The organism is Wolinella succinogenes DSM 1740 (assembly GCF_000196135.1).
In the GTDB taxonomy this organism is placed as follows: domain Bacteria; phylum Campylobacterota; class Campylobacteria; order Campylobacterales; family Helicobacteraceae; genus Wolinella; species Wolinella succinogenes.
Genome location: NC_005090.1, coordinates 313,296 through 333,256, shown reverse-complemented (window position 1 = coordinate 333,256; position 19,961 = coordinate 313,296). Strand labels below are relative to the sequence as shown.

Sequence of the window (19,961 nt, the reverse complement as noted above, 5' to 3'; positions counted from 1 at the left end):
TTTAGCACTCCTCCAAAATCGCTCGAAGAGGGAATCCGCTCTCTTCTGCCTTCTTTTTCACCTGTGACACTTTGGTCTCAGCAACATCATAAGGGTAGATTCCACACACTCCTCTGCCCTCATTGTGAACCTTTAACATCACGCCAAGCGCCTCGTCAAAATTCTTGTTAAAAATGACCATAAGCACCTCCACGACAAAATCCATGGTTGAATAGTCATCATTGAGGAGAATCACCTTAAAACGTCTCGGCTCTGCGACGATGATCTCCTCTTTGATCTCTGTCTCAAAGTCGCTACCCTTAGCCACCACTCTCTCCTTTACTCACGATTATAGTAGAATCCTTGTCGCTTTTTAGGACTCATTTTACCCACATTCTCTTATAAGGAGCTATATGAAACCCCTCTTTATCTCGGCGACAGGGACGGGGGTTGGCAAGAGCTACACCACCCAAAAACTGCTCCAATCCCTGCATCAAAGCGGGAGGAAACCTCTCGCCCTCAAGCCCATCGAAACAGGGGCCAATCCCACGCCAGAAGATGCGCTTTTACATCTTCAACTGATGCAAAAACTCCAGCTAGATCAAGGGCTAAGCCTAGAGGAGATATGCCTAGAGCGCTATAAGCTACCCGCCTCTCCATGGGTGAGCGCCAAAAAAGAGGGAAGATGCGTGGATGTTGATCACCTCTTAAGGCGTCTATTAGAGTTTCAAAAGCGCTCCGATCCTCTGCTCATTGAGGGTGCTGGAGGGCTTTTGGTGCCCCTTTTAAAAGAGTATTTCATGATTGATCTTGCTGAGGCCTTAGAGGCTCATATGGTGCTAGTGATCTCAGGAAAACTGGGAGGAATCAATGAAGCGCTTTTGAGCCTAGAGGCACTCCAACACCGCCAAATGAGCTACACCCTGGTGCTCAACCTTTGGGAGGAGGAAAAGAGGAGTTTTGAGGAGATTAGTGCCCCTTACTGGAAGGAGCGCCCTGAGCGGCTCTTTAGGCTAGATAGCGAGTTAGAAGAGCTCACTCAAACACTACTTTCGGCTATCTAGCGCTCCTTTGAGCACCGCCTCGATCTCTTTAGAATCCTCAGGGTTTTTGGCTTTGAGCTCTTTTTCAAAAGAGAGCACCAGCTTAGAGCTCACCTTGGGATGGATGACCACCAAATAGAGCACCTCAAGGCGCGCCTCTTTACTTGGCGACAAGCGCCCAAAATGCTCCAAAAAGAGCCCCGTGGCACGCTCTATCTCCTCGAAGGTTTTGGAGCGGTCTTTTAGAATCCTCTTCAGCTCTTCAAGGCTCACCTCCACCTTGGGTGCTTTTAGAGGCGGCTTTGGCTTGAAAAAATAGAGCAAAACCCCTACCAACGCCACTCCAATGATTAGCACCCCAATCACCCATAGCAGATTCTCTCCCATCACTCCCCCCTTCTCTTGAAAATCCCCCATTTTAACACAGTTTGAAGAGAGTTAGCGCTAAGATTTTTGAAACAAAAAGAGCTCACAAAGGTATTTGTATGGACTTCTCCTCGCTCGCATCACGCTATGGAACCCCCTTGTATGTTTATGATTTTGACCAGATCAAATCTCAATTCCTCCAACTCAAAGAGGCTTTTGCGGGTCGAAAATCCCTCATCGCCTACGCCATCAAGGCCAACTCCAATCTCTCAGTGATTCAACACCTCGGAAAGCTGGAGAGCGGAGCGGATTGCGTCTCCATTGGCGAAGTGAAACGCGCCCTCAAAGCAGGAATCCCCCCCTACAAGATTATCTTTAGCGGCGTGGGCAAACGGGATGAGGAGATATTAGAGGCGCTCTCTTTAGAGATTCTCATGATCAATGTCGAGAGTGAGGCAGAGCTGTTGCGCGTCGAATCGCTCGCCAAAAGTCTAGGCAAAGTGGCACGAATCTCCATCCGCGTCAACCCCGATATTGATCCCAAAACCCACCCCTATATCTCCACGGGCCTTAGCGAGAACAAATTTGGCGTGGACATTGAGAGTGCCAAACGCCTCTATATCCTCTGCGCCAAAAGCGAATCGCTCCATCCTGTGGGGATTCACTTCCACATAGGAAGCCAACTCACCGAGCTTGAACCCCTTCTTGAATCAGCCAAAAAAGTGGCTGATCTCACCCGAAGCCTTTTGGCGCTCAAAATCGAGATCAAGTTTTTTGATGTGGGCGGAGGTCTAGGAATCCGCTATAAAGATGAGACACCCATCAATCTCTACGACTACGCCCAAGGGATTCTCGCTGCACTTCATGGACTAGATGTGACGATTGTTTGCGAGCCAGGAAGATTCATCGTGGGAAATGCGGGCTGCTTTCTCACTCGCGTCCTTTATGAGAAGCAGAATGAAAAGAAACGATTCGTTATCGTTGATGGCGCGATGAATGATCTTCTGCGCCCTAGCCTCTACAAAGCCTACCATGAGGCCTTTGCCCCCAAAGGCGGGGAATCGTTTAGTGAGGCGGATATCGTGGGGCCTGTATGCGAGAGCGGGGATTGGCTAGCCAAGGGGGTGATGCTCCCTCCTTTGGAGCATGGCGATTTGATTGTGATTAAGAGCGCTGGGGCGTATGGATTCTCCATGTCAAGTCAATACAACAGTCGCGCTAGAGCCGCTGAAGTGGCACTTGAGGGCGGAGAGAGTCGCCTCATTCGAGCGCGAGAAGAGATCGAATCGCTGTGGCAAAACGAGCTAGAGCTACTTCAAAACTAAAGAGGGATTCCCATGGATTTGCAAAAATTTCGTGAAGAGATTGATTCGGTTGATGATCAGATTCTCCGACTGCTCAATCAGCGCATGGAGGTGGTGAAGCTCATCGGCCGCCACAAAAAAATGGAAGGAAGCGTCATCTACCGCCCTGAAAGAGAGCGCGAGATCATCGCTAGACTCAACTCCCTCAATCAAGGGCTTTTGAACGAAGCAGCGATTGAGGCAATCTATTTAGAGATTTTTGCCGTGAGTCGCAATCTTGAACTCCCTGAGCGTGTCGCCTATCTAGGACCTCTGGGAAGCTACACCCATCAAGCCGCCGAGAGTCGCTTTGGGGCGATGAGCGAATACCTCTCCATGAACAACATTGCTTCTGTCTTTAAAACCGTTGAATCCAAGCGCGCCAAATACGGGGTTGTCCCCATCGAAAACAACAAAAACGGAATCGTGGGCGAGACGCTCGATCTTTTGGGCAAATCGAGCCTCAAAATCGTCGCAGAACTCACCATGCCCATCCATCATACCTTTGCCACGCAGTGCGATTCGCTCAAAGAGATCAGGCGAATCTACTCCAAAGATATCGCCTTTGGCCAATGCCTCAACTTCCTCAGTGAATACAATCTTGAAGAGGTGGAGCGCATTCCTGTCGATTCTACAGCCAAGGCGGCTCAGCTCGCCGCTAGCGAGCCCCACACCGCAGCCATCTGCTCACATATTGCCGCCAAGCTCTATCACCTGCCTATCCTCTTTGAAAACATTGAGGATTCCTCGCACAACAAGACTCGATTCGTCATTATCAGCGATTTTAAGAATCAGGCGAGTGGCTCGGATAAAACCTCCATCTTTGCGGATATCAGCCACACCGATAAGCCAGGTGCGCTCCTTGGTCTGCTCAAAGACATCAGCGGCCTAGGGCTCAACATGACCAAAATCGAATCACGCCCACGCATTGATGCAGCCAAAGACTTTGCCTTTTGCTTCTTTATCGATTTTGAGGGGCATATTGATGATGAGAACGTTCAAGAGTTGCTCAAAAGACGAGGAGATGAGATTAAGTGGCTGGGGAGTTATGTGAGAGGCTAGAAAAAAGGGCGAAAAGGAGGAGACTCCTTACGCCTGACCTTTGATGTAAGCTTGAATCATGGTGAATGCTTCATCTTTGAGGGCGAGCTTCTCTTTTTTGAGTCCTTCAAGGGTGAATTGATCCATATGCTCTCTCCCCTCTTCGACATCGAGAATCTTCTGATCTAGCTCATTGTGTTTTTCGAAAATCTTGGCAAATCGAGCGTTTTCAACTTTGAGCTTGCTAATCTCTTCTCGGTATTCGTGTAGCATGATTCTTGCTCCTTAAATGTAATGTTGGATGAAAAAATTATAAGATAAACAACCTTATTCCGAGATTGTTATCTTCCCTCTCTTATGTCCTGTAATCGGCATTAATCTTCACATACTCATAGCCCAAATCGCATCCATACGCGGTGAACTTTCCTCTGCCTATGCCAAGATCGCAATGGATTTTAAAGCTCTCTTGGCGCATCACGCTAGCGGCCTTCTCCTCGATTGTTTTATCAAAGAGAATCGCCCCCCTATCATAAACAAGCACCTCACCAAAAGAGATTCGAAGACGATTCTCATCACACTCCACCCCGCTAGAGCCAATAGTTGAAGCAATACGCCCCCAGTTGGGATCTTCACCAAAAATAGCCGTCTTGACCAGCAAGGAGGTCGTGAGCGCCTTAGCGGCTTTGATCGCCTCCTCCTCGCTCGCCGCTCCACTCACCTCAAACGCCACCAGCTTCTTCGCCCCCTCGCCATCGCGCGCTACATCCGTGGCCAGCTTGTGCATCACCCTCTCTAGTGCCATCAAAAAAGCCTCTTCCTCATAAACGCCGCTGGCTTTGTTGCTAAAGAGCATCACGGTGTCATTGGTCGAAGTGTCGCCATCCACACTGATGGCATTAAAGGTTGTATGAACTGCCTTTTGAAGGAGCTCTTTCATGCGATTCTCGGGAACATCCGCATCTGTGGTGATAAAACAGAGCATCGTCGCCATCGCTGGATCAATCATCCCTGCGCCTTTAGCCATCGCTCCAATGCAAAAAGATCTGCCATCAGGGAGCTCCACTTTAAAAGCCACCTCTTTGGAAAAAGCATCCGTGGTCATGATCGCTTGAGCCGCACGCGCACCCTCTTTTTTCCCTAGTACAATCTCACCCAAAGAGGCTTCGATTTTCTCCTTGGGAAGCCGAGCCCCAATCACTCCCGTAGAGCTCATCACGGGATTAACCAGAGAGGGAAAGCGATGCTTTAGGCGCTCCATCAGCCACTCAATATCTTCGATTCCCTCCGCCCCAGTCATAGCGTTAGCATTTTTGGCGTTGATGAGAACAAAATTGCAATCAAACACCTCACCCAATCCTTGAAAATATCGAATCGGAGCGGCAGCGAAACGATTGGTGGTGAAGAGGGCTGAGACCTTAGCGGGAAATAGAGAGTGCACAAAAGCCACATCCAATTTTCCCTCTTTTTTTAATCCAGCCGCGATTCCATCCGCAGAGAATCCCTCAGGGGCGCACACCCCTCCATGAATTGGAAAAAGATCAAACATACTTCAACTCCTCAGGTTTTTCTCGTTTCATCAATAATTTTTTGGTCATTCTAATGCCGCTTGAGGTGCCGATCATGAGAAGCTTGCACTCACTGGTGATAAGCGTGTCACCCGTTGGCATCGTGATAAATTTCCCATCTTTTTGGGTGATTCCTACCACAGAGACCCGCGTCACCTCTCTAAAATGTGCCTCTTTGAGCTTCTTTAGCACCAACCAGCTTGACTTTGGAACAATCACCTCCTCCAGGTCAAGCGGCGTGTCTTTTTTATAGACAAACTGCTCTAAGAGATTCTCCATATCAGGTCGAGTCGCCATCGCACTCACCCTTTGAGCCATCAAGCGAGTGGCTGAGACCACTGTGTCTGAGCCAAGCTTTTTGAGTTTTTCCACATCTTCAGCGTTTTCAGCGCTACTAATGATATAAAAAGGGCGTCGCCCCAGCTCTTTTTCAAAAAGCCTCACCGAAGCGATTTGCGCAATGTTATCCGCGATACTTTTAGAGAAGGTGATCACGCCCCTTGCGCTAGAGAGATGGCTTTTGAGCATAGCGATCTCGGTGTGGGGATCTTCGTTGATGTAATAGGGATAGCGATGGCGTTGCGCGAACCCCTCGAAATCTGGCGAAGGATCCACCACCACAAAAGGGATGTGCGCTTCTCTAAATTGATCGGCGAGCTGGATGGTATACTCGTTGTGATAGCAGACCACGAAGTGATTTTTGAGCCTAGCGACACGATAGATCATTCTTCGCTCCTTGATGATGGCAATGAGCTTGCCGCGATTTAAGACATCAATAATGCTGACCACTGAAAAGGTCAAGACCGCCGAACCCGCCAACATCAGCATCGAGGTGAAGATGATGGTGAGACCATTAAATTCACTCTCTTTAAGCGCACCAAAACCCGTGGTGGTAAAGGTGTAAGAGGTCTGGAAAAAGGCCTCCATGAGCGTGTAGTCCTCTAAGACCACATAGCCAAGAGTTCCAATAATAAGACCAAGCTGAATAAGAATGAGGGGGAAGCGGAAAGGTTTGAGCTGTTCGTAAAGTTCGCCGGAGAGGTCGATGTCCGGCTTAGAGGACTTTTCCCAGTGGAGGAATCGCCCTAGCTTAGTGAAGAATCTCACAAAAACCCTAGACTAAGGGTTTTATGAGCGCTTTTTCATCGTTCTGAGAGTGGAAGCGGCGACACGAAGTTTTACAGTCGTTCCATCTTCAAGCTTCACCCTGACGGTGCGAAGATTGGGAAGGGAGCGCTTTTTGGTTTTATTGTTGGCGTGGCTAACGTTGTTGCCGACCATTGGTCCTTTGCCAGTGAAAAAACATTTTCTTGCCATGGATTTTACCTTTTTATAAATTTTTAGGGTCTTTTTTGGGCGTGATTCTAGCCGATCTTTCCCCAAAAGTATCTTAAAAGAACTCTTAAACTAATTGTTTTTTAATCTCTTGGACAATGGAAAATCCGTGATTGAGCGCCGCGGCGATAGAGCCTCCTGACTTAAAAAGTATATCTCCTGCGATATAGATTCCTGACACAGAACCCTCATGTGTTTCACTTGTGAGAGGCACTCCATGTTCATCCACCTCAAGCGAACACTTTCTTAGGAAATCCATTGGAGCCATCCCTCCGATGGCATAAACAACACGATCATACATCTCAGATTTCCCATCAGAGAAGTTCACCTTGGGTTTGCCCTCTGCCTCCTCTAAACTCACAATATCCACTCCCAGCCTAAGCTCTAGTTTGCCCCCTTGGGCATATTCATTCAAAAGAGCCATGTTGGGCTCATTCACACGAGTGAAGGTGGTTTTGCGATAGTTGAGCGTGACCTTATTGAGATCGGCAAGAAAATAGGCGTATTCAACCGCAGAGTTTCCTCCGCCCACCACAAGAATCTTCTCGTTCTCCTTGCAATCGCTCACGTTAAAATGGACTCGATCTTTGAGTGCGAGAGGAATCTCATAAGAGGGCTTATTGGGTTGCCCCATCTTACCAATCGAGATGATGACAAACTTTGCCCACACTTCATCACCCTGCGTGGTGGTGATCAAAAAAAGCTCTCCTTTTTTGACAACCGATTCCACCTCGGTGTTGAAGCGCTCTTCAATTCGGTGGAGATTAAGAATCTCATCAAAAAGATCCAATGTGCTCTCTTTGGTGCCATCTACAAAGTAGATATTCCCATTGAGCTCGACCCTTTGACCCTTATAGTCTTTATCCACGCGCTTATTATCTTTATAAAATTTGCGAATAGTAGTGGAGTGATTCTCTCCTTTTTCAAGCAAAATCACATCATCGATTCCAAGAATCACTGCCTCTACCGCAGAAGCGACCCCTCCGGGGCCTCCTCCAATGATGGCTATATTGTAAACTTTTTTCACGCCTCTCCCCCGTTGTTGTTTTCTTTCATGGATGGCTCTCTTTTCATTTCTCTCTTTTTTTTATCAATCAAGGCGGCCTCTTGCAACTCTTCCTCCCCGTCAAAAAGCACGCCTTGCATCATTTTTTTCTCATCATCAAATTGACCGCTTCTTAAACCCCATAAAAAAGCGACCAATCCCAAGAATCCAATAAAGACGGAAACCCCGAGCATCACACCCACCATACCGCTATTCACGATCGCCTCCTTGGCGTTAGAAAAGGAAGTAACTTTTCTACACATAGGCCCATGGCCGTGCTCTCAAAACCTCGGGATTCCAGAATATAAGGCTTGCAAAAGCCCTCTACCATGCAGGCTCCGGCCTTGCCGACCCATAAATTGGATTCGAGGTAGGATTCTAACGCATTCTTCTCAAAATTTGCAAATTTGTAACAGGTTGAGGACAAATCTATAAGTTTCATCGAAGAATTCTCAAAAACCATGCAGGTGAGGATCGAAAGCTCTGCTCCGCTCTGGAGGGCGAGGAAAGCGGCAGCTTCTTCTCTGTCTTTGGCCTTGCGAAGCATCTGGTTACGGCAAGAGATGACCGTATCGGCCACCAAGAGAGGGGTCTCCACTCCATAGCGAATCCTCGCGGCTTCATACTTGCCCATGGTTGCCCTATAGACAAACTCTTTAGGAGAAGTCACCTTGAGGCTCTCCTCATCAAACTCATTTTCTGATTGAATAAAGGAGATGACGTGGGAGCGAAGAATCTCTGCGCGAGTGGTTGAGCTCGAGCAGAGACGAAGGAGTGGGCGTTCTATGCGAGCCTCTCTAGAGCATAATTTTTAGCGCTTTGGAGTGCCTCATCGGCCTTGGAAGCATCTTTGCCTCCTGCTTGGGCGAAATCATCTCGACCGCCTCCGCCTCCGCCAAGAATCGGAGCGATCTCTTTAATCCAAGCGCCCGCCTTGATTCGATCCTCTCCTTTAACACCCGCGGCTAGCATCACCTTCTCCTCTTTGACCTGGAGCAGCAACACCGCCACCTTTTCATATCGATTCTTGATCTCATCAATACTGTTTTTGATGTCGCCCGCCTCTAGGGTCTCCACGATCACTCTCGTCTCACCCATCATCACACCCTCAGAGATAGCACCGCTTTTGGAGCTCGATAGAGCACTCATTTCACTCTTTAGCTCTCGCACCTGCTCCTTGAGCTTCTCAATTCCTAGCTTCAGCTCCTTGGCTTTGAGAATCTCCTTGGCCTCAGCGATCTCTTGGAGTGCCTCCTTGCCATAGTGATAAGCAGCCATTCCGCAGACCGCCTCGATTCTCCTCACGCCCGCACTCACGCCACTCTCTTTAGTGATGTAAAAGCTTCCGATATGCGCACTATTTTCGACATGGGTTCCTCCGCAAAGCTCAACACTCGCTTCGCCAAAATCGACCACACGCACCAAGTCACCATACTTTTCACCAAATAGCGCCATTGCACCGCTAGCCTTAGCCTCATCGACCCTCATCTCTCTAGTCCTAGAAGGAATCGACAAGGAGATAAGTCGATTCACCTCCTCCTCAACCATCCCCACCTCTTCATGAGTGAGCGCCTTGGGGTGCGAGAAATCAAATCTCAAGCGATCTTTCTCGACCAAACTCCCTGCTTGAGCGACATGATCGCCCAATTTTTGGCGCAAGATGGCATGGAGAAGGTGTGTGGCTGAGTGATGCTTCTGAACCTCCAAGCGCTCCCTAGAGACGACTGCTTCCAAAGTCTCTCCCTCGCAAATCTCATCCAATGCCTCGATTCTAGAGAGGTTAAGCCCAAAATACTTTTTGGTTCCCTGCACTTGGGCAACAATTCTACCCCTGGCACGCAATTCACCCTCATCACCACACTGTCCACCACTCTCTGCGTAAAATGGGGTCTCCTCTAGCATCACAAAACCACTCTCACCCGCCCCAAGAGAAGAGACGCGCTTGTAGTCTCTATTAAGAATCGCCAGCAGCTTAGAGGTGTGGGCCTCTTTTTCATACCCGACAAAAGAGTTGGAAGGGAAAGCTTCAAGAAGCAAGGCAAAATCGCCCTCTTTGAGCTCATCACCGCTTCCCTTCCAAGAGGCCTTTGCTCTCGCTCTCTGCTCTTTCATGCAAGCCTCAAACGCCGCGAGATCGACTCTTATTCCCTTCTCTCGCAACATATCTTCTGTCAAATCAAGCGGGAATCCAAAGGTGTCATAAAGCTTGAAAGCCGCCTCACCACTAAAGACACTTTGAGTCTTTTCAAGCTCTTTTTTAAAGACCTCCATCCCTCCAGCAATCGTTGCGAAGAATCGCTCCTCCTCTTGGAAAGTGAGGCGCTTGATGTGCTCTCGCTTCTCCTTGAGATACCCATAATGATCTCCCATTTGACCGCACACCACCTCGGCCACCTCATGCAAAAAGGGAGCATTAAGCCCCAAGAGATAGCCATGGCGCACCGCTCGGCGCAAGATTCGGCGAAGCACATAACCGCGCCCCTCTTTGTCAAAATTCACCCCTTGGGCTAGCAAAAAGCAGATGGAGCGAATATGATCCGCGATGACTCGGTAGCTCGCCCCACTCTCGTAGTGATAAGGTTTGCCTGTGAGCTCTTCAACTTTGCGAATCATAGGCATAAAGAGAGACGAATCAAAGTTGCTGCTCTTCCCCTCTTTGAGCGCCGCAACACGCTCCAAGCCCATGCCTGTGTCAATGGAAGGTTTGGGCAAAGGGGTGAGCGTCCCATCGCTGGAGCGCTCATACTGCATGAAAACAAGATTCCAAATCTCTAAGAATCGATCTCCATCTCCGCCAAAATAGTCCTCACTTCCATGAAACTTCTCCTCCCCTTGATCGACAAAAATCTCACTGCAAGGTCCGCACGCTCCCGTGTCGCCCATCTGCCAGAAGTTATCTTTATCTCCCATGCGCTTGATTCGGCTTGCATCCACGTGCTTTTGCCAGAGCTCAAACGCCTCATCATCGCTCTCATGCACTGTGACCCAAAGCACCTCTTTGGAGAATCCAAGCACCTCCGTGACAAACTCCCACGCATGATCAATCGCCTGCTCCTTGAAGTAATCCCCAAAAGAGAAGTTCCCCAACATCTCAAAGAGTGTATGGTGCCGACTGGTGTAGCCGACATTCTCCAAGTCGTTGTGCTTGCCTCCTGCGCGGATGCAAAGTTGACAGCTAGTCGCCCTAGGATTGGTTGGTGCAGGGACTTTACCCGTGAAGATATCTTTGAATTGAACCATGCCTGCATTGGTGAAAAGCAGGGTCGGATCATCAGGAACCAAGGGCATGCTTTCATAAACCGCATGCCCCTTGGAGGCGAAATAGTCAAGGAAGAGCTTTCGAATATCCATGGTGAAACCTTATTAATGGCGTATGACAAATCGCGGGATTCTAACCAATTGGTCGTTACGACAATATAAAATCCGCCATCCTATCGGCCGCACCTCTCTTCACATAAGCCATCAAACACTCACTCTTTTGACTTAAATCCTCTTCTAGAATCTCCAAAAGCACCTCAGTGGAGAGGTTTTCTTGACGCACCATCCAGCCAAGCCCCTGATCAAGAATAAACTTCGCATTGTAATATTGATGATCTCCCGCCGCAAAAGGATAGGGGATAAAAAGCGCAGGCAACCCATTGGCGCCAAGCTCCCAAAGAGAGCTCGCCCCCGCCCTAGAGATCGCCAAATCCGCCTGTTGCATCTTTTGATGGATCGCCCGATCAAAAGCAAAAAGCTCCACAGGAATTGAGCGCTCCTCATAGCCTCTCTTCATTCGCTCATAATCGACTTCGCCACATTGATGCATGATTGCAATTCCTCTTTGATGAATCAATGGGGCTAGCTCTAGCGCCCAATCATTGATCGCCTTGGCACCCTGGCTTCCACCCAAAAAAAGGATTTTTTTCACACGAGAACGCACCCTAGCGACTTCAAAAAAAGCGTCTCTAACAGGATAGTCACGAATCAGTGAGTTTGAGTCATACGAAGATAAAAAGGCTCTTGAAAAGGGCTTAAGCAGACGATTGAGAAGTCCCACTTTAGCGTTTTGCTCATGAATATAGAGAGGGATTCCTAGACTCAGAGCCGCCAAAGAAGCGGGAGCGGCTGAATAGCCCCCTACACTCACCACTCTTTTGATTTGGTGATTCTTTAATATTTTTCTCGCCTCCAGCATAGCCTGAAATTGCGAAGAGAGGGATCGAATTTTGGCAATTCCCCGCTGATTGACCACTCCTTGGGTCTCTAAAAAGAATCGCCTCTTAAAGCCCTCCTCATGTTCAAACCAAGAGCGATCTTGGCCTCTTTGAGAACCAATAAAAAAGAGTGACTGATTTTTAGAAGCCAGCGATTCCATTAATGCTTTGGCGATAGCGAGGTGCCCTCCTGTGCCGCCGCCCGTGAGAAGAATATTCAAGGGAGTGTCCTTTTGTTGAAATTATAGAGTGTATTCTACCCTCCCCCTACTTCACACTAAGCTCACTCTTTAATCCCTCCACACTCTTCTCCCCAAACCCTTTGACACTCTTTAACTCTTCTAGGCTCTTGAAGGCTCCATTCTTGGTGCGATGCTCAATGATTGCCTCCGCCTTCTTCTCTCCAATCCCCTTGACCTTCATTAGATCCTCTTTGGTGGCTGTATTGATATTCACCGCTGCCATCAACCAAGCACTCAATAAAAGTAGAGCCATAAAAATCTTCTTCATCATCTCTCCTTTGGATTAGGTATCAACATAAGATAGATTCTTATTATGTTCAAGAAAGAATAAAATTAGACTAAAGAGCTTGAAAGAGCATGGGGTTTTCGAGAATCTGCAATCCAAACCATCACAACAGCAGAGCCATAAGCGGGCTTCTATTGAACATTGGATTTAAGGAGTGGGTTTCTATTGGATTTAATTGAGCGAGTATTGGATTAAAAGAAGGCAATGATGTTTATATTTGATTTCTAAAATCTATTTGATTGAGTTCAAAGAGTATAAAAACAGAAGGGATTAGAGTCTCTATTGAGGTCAAAGAAGGTGTTATCCCCCTCCCCGCACCAACCTACGTTTCCACACCTGAAAGATGCAGTATTATCGGCGATGGAGAGCTTAACTGCCAGGTTCGGAATGGAGCTGGGTGTAGCCTCTCCTCTATAGGCACGAGAAAAAGGGAAGAGAAGATAGATAAGAATATATCCTCTATTCCCTCTTGCTAGTGAAGAAGGATCAATGAATAGTCAATAGCCCTAGTAAAAACGACGCTCAACAAGGCAGTGGCGTTTATAGAAGTAGATAAATAATAAGCCAAACGGTCTATTAGTATTGGTCAGCTAAACATGTTACCATGCTTACACACCCAACCTATCAAGCAGGTAGTCTTCCTGCGACCTTCAGGGAAAGTTCATCTTGGAGTCGGCTTCCCGCTTAGATGCTTTCAGCGGTTATCACGACCATGCGTAGCTACCCAGCGGTGCTCTTGGCAGAACAACTGGTACACTAGTGGCATGTCCATCCCGGTCCTCTCGTACTAGGGACAGCTCTCCTCAACTTTCCTACGCCCACGGCAGATAGGGACCGAACTGTCTCACGACGTTCTGAACCCAGCTCGCGTACCGCTTTAAATGGCGAACAGCCATACCCTTGGGACCTGCTCCAGCCCCAGGATGCGATGAGCCGACATCGAGGTGCCAAACCTCCCCGTCGATGTGAGCTCTTGGGGGAGATCAGCCTGTTATCCCCGGGGTACCTTTTATCCTTTGAGCGATGGCCCTTCCACACAGAACCACCGGATCACTATGACCGTCTTTCGACTCTGCTCGACTTGTTTGTCTCGCAGTCAGGCTGGCTTATGCCATTACACTCAACGAATGATTTCCAACCATTCTGAGCCAACCTTTGCAAGCCTCCGTTACTTTTTAGGAGGCGACCGCCCCAGTCAAACTACCCACCAGGCATTGTCCTGCTTGAGGATAACTCAAGCCAGTTAGCAGACAGAAACATTAAGGGTGGTATCTCAACGGTGGCTCCATCTCCACCAGAGTGAAGATTTCAAAGCCTCCCACCTATCCTGCGCATAATGCTCCCATCGGCAGTGCCAAGCTGTAGTAAAGGTCCACGGGGTCTTTCCGTCTTGCCGCGGGTAGGAGGAATTTTCACCTCCACTACAATTTCACTGAATCCCTGGTTGAGACAGCTCCCATCTCGTTACGCCATTCATGCAGGTCGGTATTTAACCGACAAGGAATTTCGCTACCTTAGGACCGTTATAGTTACGGCCGCCGTTTACTCGGGCTTCAATTCAAAGCTTCGCCTTGCGGCTGACAGATCCTCTTAACCTTCGAGCACCGGGCAGGCGTCACACCTTATACTTCCTCTTACGAGTTGGCAAAGTGCTGTGTTTTTGGTAAACAGTCGGGAGGGACTCTTTGCTGAGACCCCTTGCGGGGCACACCTTATCGCGAACTTACGGTGTTAGTTTGCAGAGTTCCTTAACCAGAGTTCTTTCACGCGCCTTAGAATACTCATCTCATCCACCTGTGTCGGTTTACGGTACGGGCGACCGTGGCTAAACTTAGAGGCTTTTCTTGGCACGACGGTATCAACGATTCTCCTATCCATCCGAAGACTTCAAAGAGCCTGTGAGGTTTCGGATACAGGGGTGGATTTGCCTATCCCCCAACCTACGCCCTTCGACCAACTATTCCGTCAGTTGGCTCGTTTAACCCTATGCGTCCCCCCGTCGCACACCACGGTCGGTATCGGAATATTAACCGATTTGCCATCGTCTACCCCTTTCGGACTCGACTTAGGACCCGACTAACCCTACGATGACGAGCATAGCGTAGGAAACCTTGGATTTACGGCGAAGTGGATTCTCACCACTTTTATCGCTACTCATTCCTGCATGCTCACTTCTAGCCGCTCCAGCACTCCTTGCCGGTATACCTTCAACGCTGACTAGAACGCTCTTCTACCACTGTGCATCAGCACAATCTACAAATTCGGTGCATACCTTAGCCCCGTTATATTTTCAGCGCAGAATCACTAGACCAGTGAGCTGTTACGCTTTCTTTAAAGGATGGCTGCTTCTAAGCCAACCTCCTGGTTGTCTGAGTAACTCCACATCTTTTTCCACTCAGGTATGACTTTGGGACCTTATTTGGTAGTCTGGGTTGTTCCCCTTTTGACGATTGATTTTATCACCCACCGCCTGACTCCCAAGATACGGTAATAAGTATTCGAAGTTTGACAGGGTTTGGTACCGCGGTGAGCAGCCCTAGCCCAATCAGAGCTCTACCCCTTATTACTATCACTTGAGGCTATACCTAAATATATTTCGAAGAGAACCAGCTATCACTAAGTTTGATTGGCCTTTCACCCCTATCCACAGCTCATCCCAGCCCGTTTCAATGGGCACGAGTTCGGTCCTCCGGTGAGTGTTACCTCACTTTCAACCTGGCCATGGATAGATCACTTAGCTTCGGGTCTGCAGCATCTGACTAAAGCGCCCTATTAAGACTCGCTTTCGCTACGGCTACGCGTTCGCTTAACCTCGCCAGATACCACAACTCGCAGGATCATTATGCAAAAGGCAGTCCGTCACCCTGGATAAACCATAGGGCTCCGAATGATTGTAGGCAGATGGTTTCAGGTTCTATTTCACTCTGATCGCTTCAGTTCTTTTCACCTTTCCCTCACGGTACTGGTTCGCTATCGGTGTAGTAGGAGTATTTAGGGTTGGAGAGTGGTCTCCCCTGCTTCAGCCCGGATTTCTCGTGTCCTGGCCTACTCTGGATACTGCTACCTATGAAACATCTTTAATCTACGGGGCTATCACCCTCTATGGCTCTTCTTTCCAAAAGATTCTACTAGATGTTCCAAGTGGATGTTGCAGTCCTCAACCCCAGTAGCAAGCTACTGGTTTGCCCTGTTCCGCGTTCGCTCGCCGCTACTAGCGGAATCTCATTTGATTTCTTTTCCTCTAGCTACTGAGATGTTTCACTTCACTAGGTTCGCTCCATTAAAGGTAATACATATCTCTATGTATTGGGTTGCCCCATTCGGAAATCTTCGGATCAAAGTCTCTTGGCAACTCCCCGAAGCTTATCGCAGCCTAGTACGTCCTTCATCGCCTCTACTACCCAAGGCATCCACCATCTGCCCTTAAAAGCTTATTTCTACTTCTATTCCAATGAGTTATTCTTTGGCGCCACTGCCTTGCTGAACGTCTCCGTTACAACAAGATAGTTGCGTGATTGTAGTTTTTACTATTTTAGGCTATTGACAATTAATTGTTAAATAACATTTAGAGATCTCTCTTGATCAACTCAAGAGTGAAGTCTAATGCCAACCCTCTTTAAAAAAGAGCTTGCATTAGACCTAAGGGATTCTAAGCGGTGTTAATTTCTATTCTTTTATCTCTTTGACTTTGTCTTATCTCTCGATACGACTCTTCTTCTAAAGGCTTTGGTGGAGAATAGCGGGATCGAACCGCTGACCTCCTGCGTGCAAAGCAGGCGCTCTCCCAGCTGAGCTAATTCCCCAATGGTGGGCTTAAGAGGAGTTGAACCTCTGACCTCACCCTTATCAGGGGTGCGCTCTAACCACCTGAGCTATAAGCCCCTATATCTTTGAAGCGTGCGTATCGGGTGACAATCTCTGAAAACTAAGCAAGTAGCGATTATCTTCTTGTCCCGCCAGAGCCAAACGAATGACTCCGGCCTCTCTCTAGAAAGGAGGTGATCCAACCGCAGGTTCACCTACGGTTACCTTGTTACGACTTCACCCCAGTCGCTGCATCCGCCGTGGACGGTAGCCAGTTTAGCGTCCCGGCTTAAGGCGAATACAACTCCCATGGTGTGACGGGCGGTGAGTACAAGACCCGGGAACGTATTCACCGTAGCATTGCTGATCTACGATTACTAGCGATTCCAGCTTCATGTAGTCGAGTTGCAGACTACAATCCGAACTGAGATGTGTTTTAAAGATTTGCTCCACCTCGCGGTATTGCTTCTCTTTGTACACACCATTGTAGCACGTGTGTAGCCCTGGGCGTAAGGGCCATGATGACTTGACGTCGTCCTCACCTTCCTCCTCCTTGCGAAGGCAGTCTCACTAGAGTGCTCGGCCGAACCGTTAGCAACTAGTGACGAGGGTTGCGCTCGTTGCGGGACTTAACCCAACATCTCACGACACGAGCTGACGACAGCCGTGCAGCACCTGTTTTCAAGCTCCAGTAAACTGGCACTCCCATATCTCTATAGGATTCTATCAATGTCAAGCCCAGGTAAGGTTCTTCGCGTATCTTCGAATTAAACCACATGCTCCACCGCTTGTGCGGGTCCCCGTCTATTCCTTTGAGTTTTAATCTTGCGACCGTACTCCCCAGGCGGAATGCTTAATGTGTTAACTGCATTACTGCCCTGACAAGCAGGGCAACAACTAGCATTCATCGTTTAGGGCGTGGACTACCAGGGTATCTAATCCTGTTTGCTCCCCACGCTTTCGCACCTCAGCGTCAGTAATGTTCCAGCAGGTCGCCTTCGCAATGAGTATTCCTCTCGATCTCTACGGATTTTACCCCTACACCGAGAATTCCACCTACCTCTCCCATACTCTAGCCTTGCAGTTTCAAATGCAGTTCAACGGTTAAGCCGTTGGATTTCACATCTGACTTGCAAGGCCGCCTACGTGCTCTTTACGCCCAGTGATTCCGAGTAACGCTTGCACCCTCCGTATTACCGCGGCTGCTGGCACGGAGTTAGCCGGTGCTTATTCCTAAGATACCGTCATAATCTTCTCTTAGAAAAGGAGTTTACAATCCGAAGACCTTCATCCTCCACGCGGCGTTGCTGCTTCAGGCTTTCGCCCATTGAGCAATATTCCCTACTGCTGCCTCCCGTAGGAGTCTGGACCGTGTCTCAGTTCCAGTGTGTCCGATCACCCTCTCAGGCCGGATACCCGTCATAGCCTTGGTGAGCCATTACCTCACCAACAAGCTGATAGGACATAGGCTGATCCCATAGCGAAAAACTTTCCCCTCTCGGGAATATCCGGTATTAATCACCGTTTCCAGTGGCTATTCCAGACTATGGGGCACATAACCTATGCATTACTCACCCGTGCGCCACTCGTCAGCAGTATAGCAAGCTACACCCTGTTACCGTTCGACTTGCATGTATTAGGCACGCCGCCAGCGTTCACTCTGAGCCAGGATCAAACTCTCCATAATAGTTTAGTTATTAGGAGAGGATAACCCTTAGCTAATCAATCAAAAAAACGACAAAGAAATGACGTAATAGATATAATTAACATAAGAGGTTATCTCTAGCTATAAGCTATAATTGCCACCTTTAAAAAAGGATGGCGAAAAATTCATGTTCTTTTAGACTCTTGTCCGTGATAGACAAAGAGGTATAAAGGTCCATCAAGCTTCTATAAAGAAGACAAGTGGAAGAACAAGAAGAGATAACCGCTATCTTGCTTAGTTGTCAAAGATCGTAACCGATAAGTGCTTTGAGATAACAAAACAGTTATTGGTTTAAAGAACAAACACTCATCTTATCCTAGATGAAAAGGCCCTAAGTGATTGAAGATCCAAGGAGGTTGAAAGTCCGTTGGGGTCGTTGTCAATCGGGAGTGGAAGTATAGCGAAAGAGGCTTAATAAATTCTTAGTTAGATGGGAGGGGGAGGAAGAATCGAATCGAGGCAAACCCATTTATGGAAGAGAATCCCTTCAAAAAGTCAATCTCTTTTTGGCTCACAATTCCTCCTAAGGCAAAGATTTCACAGGCAAAGGCGTATTCTTCAAGAATCTCTAGGAACTCAATCCCCAAAGGTTCGCCCTTGTTCGGAGTGGCAAAGATAGGACTGATGGTTGCTACCCCTACCCCTTCCTTAGAGGCTCTTTGCAAATCTTGGAGCGAATGGGCACTATAAAAGCTTTTAAGCCCATAGGCTTGGAGCTTGGGGATCTCTCCGAGCTGATTGCCTTTTAAATGGACTCCTTCAAATCCATGCGCTAGCGCCATCTTGATATCACTATTAAGCAAAGGAATCACCCCGCACTCTTGGCAAGCCTTCACAAATAAAGGCGCCAAGAGCTCACGCCGACTCTCCTTGGAATCTCTCAGGCAAGCACAATGGGGATGATGAAGGTGAAATATTTCTCGTAGATAGTTTTGAAACAGGGGAGGGGCTGAAGGATAGAGAGCGGGGTCAGTGATTAGATAGCTTTTCATCCTCATCTCTCTTAGAAGACGAGGCTCTTTGTAGAGAATCGAGAATTGATTCCAAAAGAGCTAACTCTCTCTGTTTGTTTTGCAAGGAACGATGGATGAATTCAAAGAGGATCACGAAGAAAAAACCAAAGATGGAGCCAAAGAGAAATGCCACAAGGGAGATGACCCACCCAAGGGCACTAAAAATAAGGGCGGCATACAAGCCTCCCACAAGAGCCATCGCCCAAGAGACTCCAAGCAAGAATCCCAAGAGCCGCTCAAACCAAACCTCTCTCACTCTATCCTCTAGGCAGCCAAAGAGGTCACAGAGCGCATTAGTGCCCCGCCTCTTCCTCGGCCAAAACCGCACCCGCAAGGAATACATAGGTAAGAATCATAAAAATAAAAGCCTGTAAGAAAGCCATAAAAGTCAAGATAACAAACGCAGGGAGAGGGGCAATCCAAGGAGCCAGCATCAGCATGACCAGCAAGAACATATCATCACCCTTGATGTTTCCAAAAAGTCGGAACGAGAGTGAAATCACTCTAGAGCAGTGAGAGATAATCTCAATAGGAAAAAGCAAAGGAGCAAGCGCTTTTACAGGACCTGCAAAGTGTGCAAAATATTTGATAAAGCCATGAGTCCGAATGCCTTCAAAATTGTAATAAACAAAGACAATGAGGGCTAGCGTCAAAGTGTAGTTGAGGCTAGAAGTAGGAGACTCAAAGCCAGGAATAATTCCAATAGCATTACTAAAGAAGACCAAAATCGCAATCGTTCCTGTCAAAGGAAGATATTTTCGCGCTTTCTCTTCTCCAATAACATCTCGTGCCATCATCAAAATCCCATCCAGTAACGCTTCAAAAACATTTTGAAGCGCCCCAGGGACGACCTGCAGAGAACGCGTAGCCATTTTTGCCAAAAAGAGGGCGATCAGTGCCGTCAAGACTGCATGAAACCCAATAATGAAGTCGTGGCTGTGATCAATCAAACCCGCAAAAGTGAATATATCATTCATCGACCCAAATCCTTCAGAGTA

18 protein-coding genes, 2 tRNA genes and 3 rRNA genes are annotated in these 19,961 nt (G+C 48.1%); 3 read left to right on the top strand and 20 right to left on the bottom strand.

Annotated elements, in window-relative coordinates; translation table 11 throughout:
- Window position 1: 1 nt before the first annotated feature.
- Entirely contained in the window at window positions 2-310 is a 309-nt protein-coding gene (locus WS_RS01675) for an ATP-dependent Clp protease adaptor ClpS (protein WP_011138286.1), read from the bottom strand.
- Between the two features lie 82 nt (window positions 311-392).
- Here WS_RS01675 and bioD point away from each other — a divergent pair, with 82 nt between their 5' ends.
- Window positions 393-1,043, top strand: coding sequence for a dethiobiotin synthase (gene bioD, locus WS_RS01670; RefSeq protein WP_011138285.1), 651 nt, complete (start codon window positions 393-395; stop codon window positions 1,041-1,043).
- Here the strand turns inward: bioD and WS_RS01665 are convergent.
- Window positions 1,026-1,409, bottom strand: a complete 384-nt coding sequence (locus WS_RS01665; RefSeq protein WP_041571687.1) for a hypothetical protein — start codon at window positions 1,407-1,409, stop codon at window positions 1,026-1,028. The two genes, bioD and WS_RS01665, sit on opposite strands and share 18 nt — an antisense overlap.
- Window positions 1,410-1,507: 98 nt before the next feature.
- Here WS_RS01665 and lysA point away from each other — a divergent pair, with 98 nt between their 5' ends.
- Window positions 1,508-2,713: a diaminopimelate decarboxylase gene (gene lysA, locus WS_RS01660; RefSeq protein ID WP_011138283.1), complete on the top strand. Its 1,206-nt coding sequence runs from the start codon at window positions 1,508-1,510 to the stop codon at window positions 2,711-2,713.
- 12 nt (window positions 2,714-2,725) lie between these two features.
- Entirely contained in the window at window positions 2,726-3,793 is a 1,068-nt protein-coding gene (gene pheA, locus WS_RS01655) for a prephenate dehydratase (RefSeq protein ID WP_011138282.1), read from the top strand.
- Between the two features lie 27 nt (window positions 3,794-3,820).
- Here the strand turns inward: pheA and WS_RS01650 are convergent, their stop codons facing one another.
- The 18 genes from WS_RS01650 to WS_RS01565 all read right to left on the bottom strand — a co-directional run bounded on the left by WS_RS01650 (window position 3,821) and on the right by WS_RS01565 (window position 19,940).
- Window positions 3,821-4,045, bottom strand: a complete 225-nt coding sequence (locus tag WS_RS01650) for a YdcH family protein (protein ID WP_011138281.1) — start codon at window positions 4,043-4,045, stop codon at window positions 3,821-3,823.
- Window positions 4,046-4,127: 82 nt separating this feature from the next.
- The gene (gene argJ, locus WS_RS01645; protein WP_011138280.1) at window positions 4,128-5,318 is read right to left on the bottom strand and encodes a bifunctional glutamate N-acetyltransferase/amino-acid acetyltransferase ArgJ; all 1,191 of its coding nucleotides are present in this window, start codon (window positions 5,316-5,318) and stop codon (window positions 4,128-4,130) included.
- Window positions 5,311-6,444 carry a potassium channel family protein gene (locus WS_RS01640; protein ID WP_011138279.1) on the bottom strand — a complete coding sequence of 378 codons (1,134 nt, stop codon included), beginning with the start codon at window positions 6,442-6,444 and terminating at the stop codon, window positions 5,311-5,313. Before WS_RS01640 ends, argJ begins: the two co-directional genes overlap by 8 nt.
- Before the next feature lie 21 nt (window positions 6,445-6,465).
- A complete protein-coding gene (gene rpmB, locus WS_RS01635; RefSeq protein ID WP_011138278.1) occupies window positions 6,466-6,654 on the bottom strand; it encodes a 50S ribosomal protein L28 in 189 nt (62 codons plus the stop codon).
- Window positions 6,655-6,739: 85 nt separating this feature from the next.
- Window positions 6,740-7,699: an NAD(P)-binding domain-containing protein gene (locus WS_RS01630; protein ID WP_011138277.1), complete on the bottom strand. Its 960-nt coding sequence runs from the start codon at window positions 7,697-7,699 to the stop codon at window positions 6,740-6,742.
- Window positions 7,696-7,935 (bottom strand): cbb3-type cytochrome oxidase assembly protein CcoS, encoded by a 240-nt coding sequence (gene ccoS / locus WS_RS01625; RefSeq protein ID WP_011138276.1) that lies wholly within the window; start codon window positions 7,933-7,935, stop codon window positions 7,696-7,698. Before ccoS ends, WS_RS01630 begins: the two co-directional genes overlap by 4 nt.
- A complete protein-coding gene (gene maf / locus WS_RS01620) occupies window positions 7,932-8,504 on the bottom strand; it encodes a septum formation inhibitor Maf (RefSeq protein ID WP_041571686.1) in 573 nt (190 codons plus the stop codon). The genes ccoS and maf overlap by 4 nt, the downstream gene beginning before the upstream one ends.
- Complete coding sequence (gene alaS / locus WS_RS01615; protein ID WP_011138274.1) at window positions 8,501-11,068, bottom strand: alanine--tRNA ligase; 2,568 nt, start codon at window positions 11,066-11,068, stop codon at window positions 8,501-8,503. The genes maf and alaS overlap by 4 nt, the downstream gene beginning before the upstream one ends.
- A gap of 55 nt (window positions 11,069-11,123) precedes the next feature.
- A complete protein-coding gene (gene murG / locus WS_RS01610) occupies window positions 11,124-12,134 on the bottom strand; it encodes an undecaprenyldiphospho-muramoylpentapeptide beta-N-acetylglucosaminyltransferase (RefSeq protein WP_011138273.1) in 1,011 nt (336 codons plus the stop codon).
- Window positions 12,135-12,180: 46 nt separating this feature from the next.
- Window positions 12,181-12,423, bottom strand: coding sequence for a ComEA family DNA-binding protein (locus WS_RS01605; RefSeq protein WP_041571666.1), 243 nt, complete (start codon window positions 12,421-12,423; stop codon window positions 12,181-12,183).
- A 327-nt stretch (window positions 12,424-12,750) separates the two neighbouring features.
- Window positions 12,751-12,866: ribosomal RNA gene (gene rrf / locus WS_RS01600) — 5S ribosomal RNA — on the bottom strand.
- A 130-nt stretch (window positions 12,867-12,996) separates the two neighbouring features.
- Window positions 12,997-15,878 (bottom strand): 23S ribosomal RNA (locus tag WS_RS01595).
- A 290-nt stretch (window positions 15,879-16,168) separates the two neighbouring features.
- Window positions 16,169-16,244: transfer RNA gene (locus tag WS_RS01590), tRNA-Ala, on the bottom strand.
- A gap of 2 nt (window positions 16,245-16,246) precedes the next feature.
- A tRNA-Ile gene (locus WS_RS01585) sits at window positions 16,247-16,323 on the bottom strand.
- Window positions 16,324-16,432: 109 nt separating this feature from the next.
- Window positions 16,433-17,932 (bottom strand): 16S ribosomal RNA (locus tag WS_RS01580).
- The 16S, 23S and 5S rRNA genes sit together here with 2 tRNA genes alongside, the layout of an rRNA operon.
- 440 nt (window positions 17,933-18,372) lie before the next feature.
- A complete protein-coding gene (locus WS_RS01575; RefSeq protein ID WP_011138272.1) occupies window positions 18,373-18,942 on the bottom strand; it encodes a thiamine phosphate synthase in 570 nt (189 codons plus the stop codon).
- The gene (locus WS_RS01570) at window positions 18,920-19,219 is read right to left on the bottom strand and encodes a hypothetical protein (RefSeq protein ID WP_011138271.1); all 300 of its coding nucleotides are present in this window, start codon (window positions 19,217-19,219) and stop codon (window positions 18,920-18,922) included. Before WS_RS01570 ends, WS_RS01575 begins: the two co-directional genes overlap by 23 nt.
- 37 nt (window positions 19,220-19,256) lie before the next feature.
- On the bottom strand, window positions 19,257-19,940 hold the full coding sequence (locus WS_RS01565) for a F0F1 ATP synthase subunit A (RefSeq protein WP_011138270.1): 684 nt from the start codon (window positions 19,938-19,940) through the stop codon (window positions 19,257-19,259).
- Window positions 19,941-19,961: the final 21 nt, after the last annotated feature.

Excerpts from the sequence above, each read along its gene's own strand:
- bioD (WP_011138285.1), top strand. The coding sequence starts at position 393 with ATGAAACCCCTCTTTATCTCGGCGACAGGGACGGGGGTTGGCAAGAGC.
- WS_RS01665 (WP_041571687.1), bottom strand. The coding sequence starts at position 1,409 with ATGGGAGAGAATCTGCTATGGGTGATTGGGGTGCTAATCATTGGAGTG.
- lysA (WP_011138283.1), top strand. The coding sequence starts at position 1,508 with ATGGACTTCTCCTCGCTCGCATCACGCTATGGAACCCCCTTGTATGTT.
- pheA (WP_011138282.1), top strand. The coding sequence starts at position 2,726 with ATGGATTTGCAAAAATTTCGTGAAGAGATTGATTCGGTTGATGATCAG.
- WS_RS01650 (WP_011138281.1), bottom strand. The coding sequence starts at position 4,045 with ATGCTACACGAATACCGAGAAGAGATTAGCAAGCTCAAAGTTGAAAAC.
- argJ (WP_011138280.1), bottom strand. The coding sequence starts at position 5,318 with ATGTTTGATCTTTTTCCAATTCATGGAGGGGTGTGCGCCCCTGAGGGA.
- rpmB (WP_011138278.1), bottom strand. The coding sequence starts at position 6,654 with ATGGCAAGAAAATGTTTTTTCACTGGCAAAGGACCAATGGTCGGCAAC.
- alaS (WP_011138274.1), bottom strand. The coding sequence starts at position 11,068 with ATGGATATTCGAAAGCTCTTCCTTGACTATTTCGCCTCCAAGGGGCAT.
- WS_RS01605 (WP_041571666.1), bottom strand. The coding sequence starts at position 12,423 with ATGAAGAAGATTTTTATGGCTCTACTTTTATTGAGTGCTTGGTTGATG.
- WS_RS01575 (WP_011138272.1), bottom strand. The coding sequence starts at position 18,942 with ATGAAAAGCTATCTAATCACTGACCCCGCTCTCTATCCTTCAGCCCCT.
- WS_RS01565 (WP_011138270.1), bottom strand. The coding sequence starts at position 19,940 with ATGAATGATATATTCACTTTTGCGGGTTTGATTGATCACAGCCACGAC.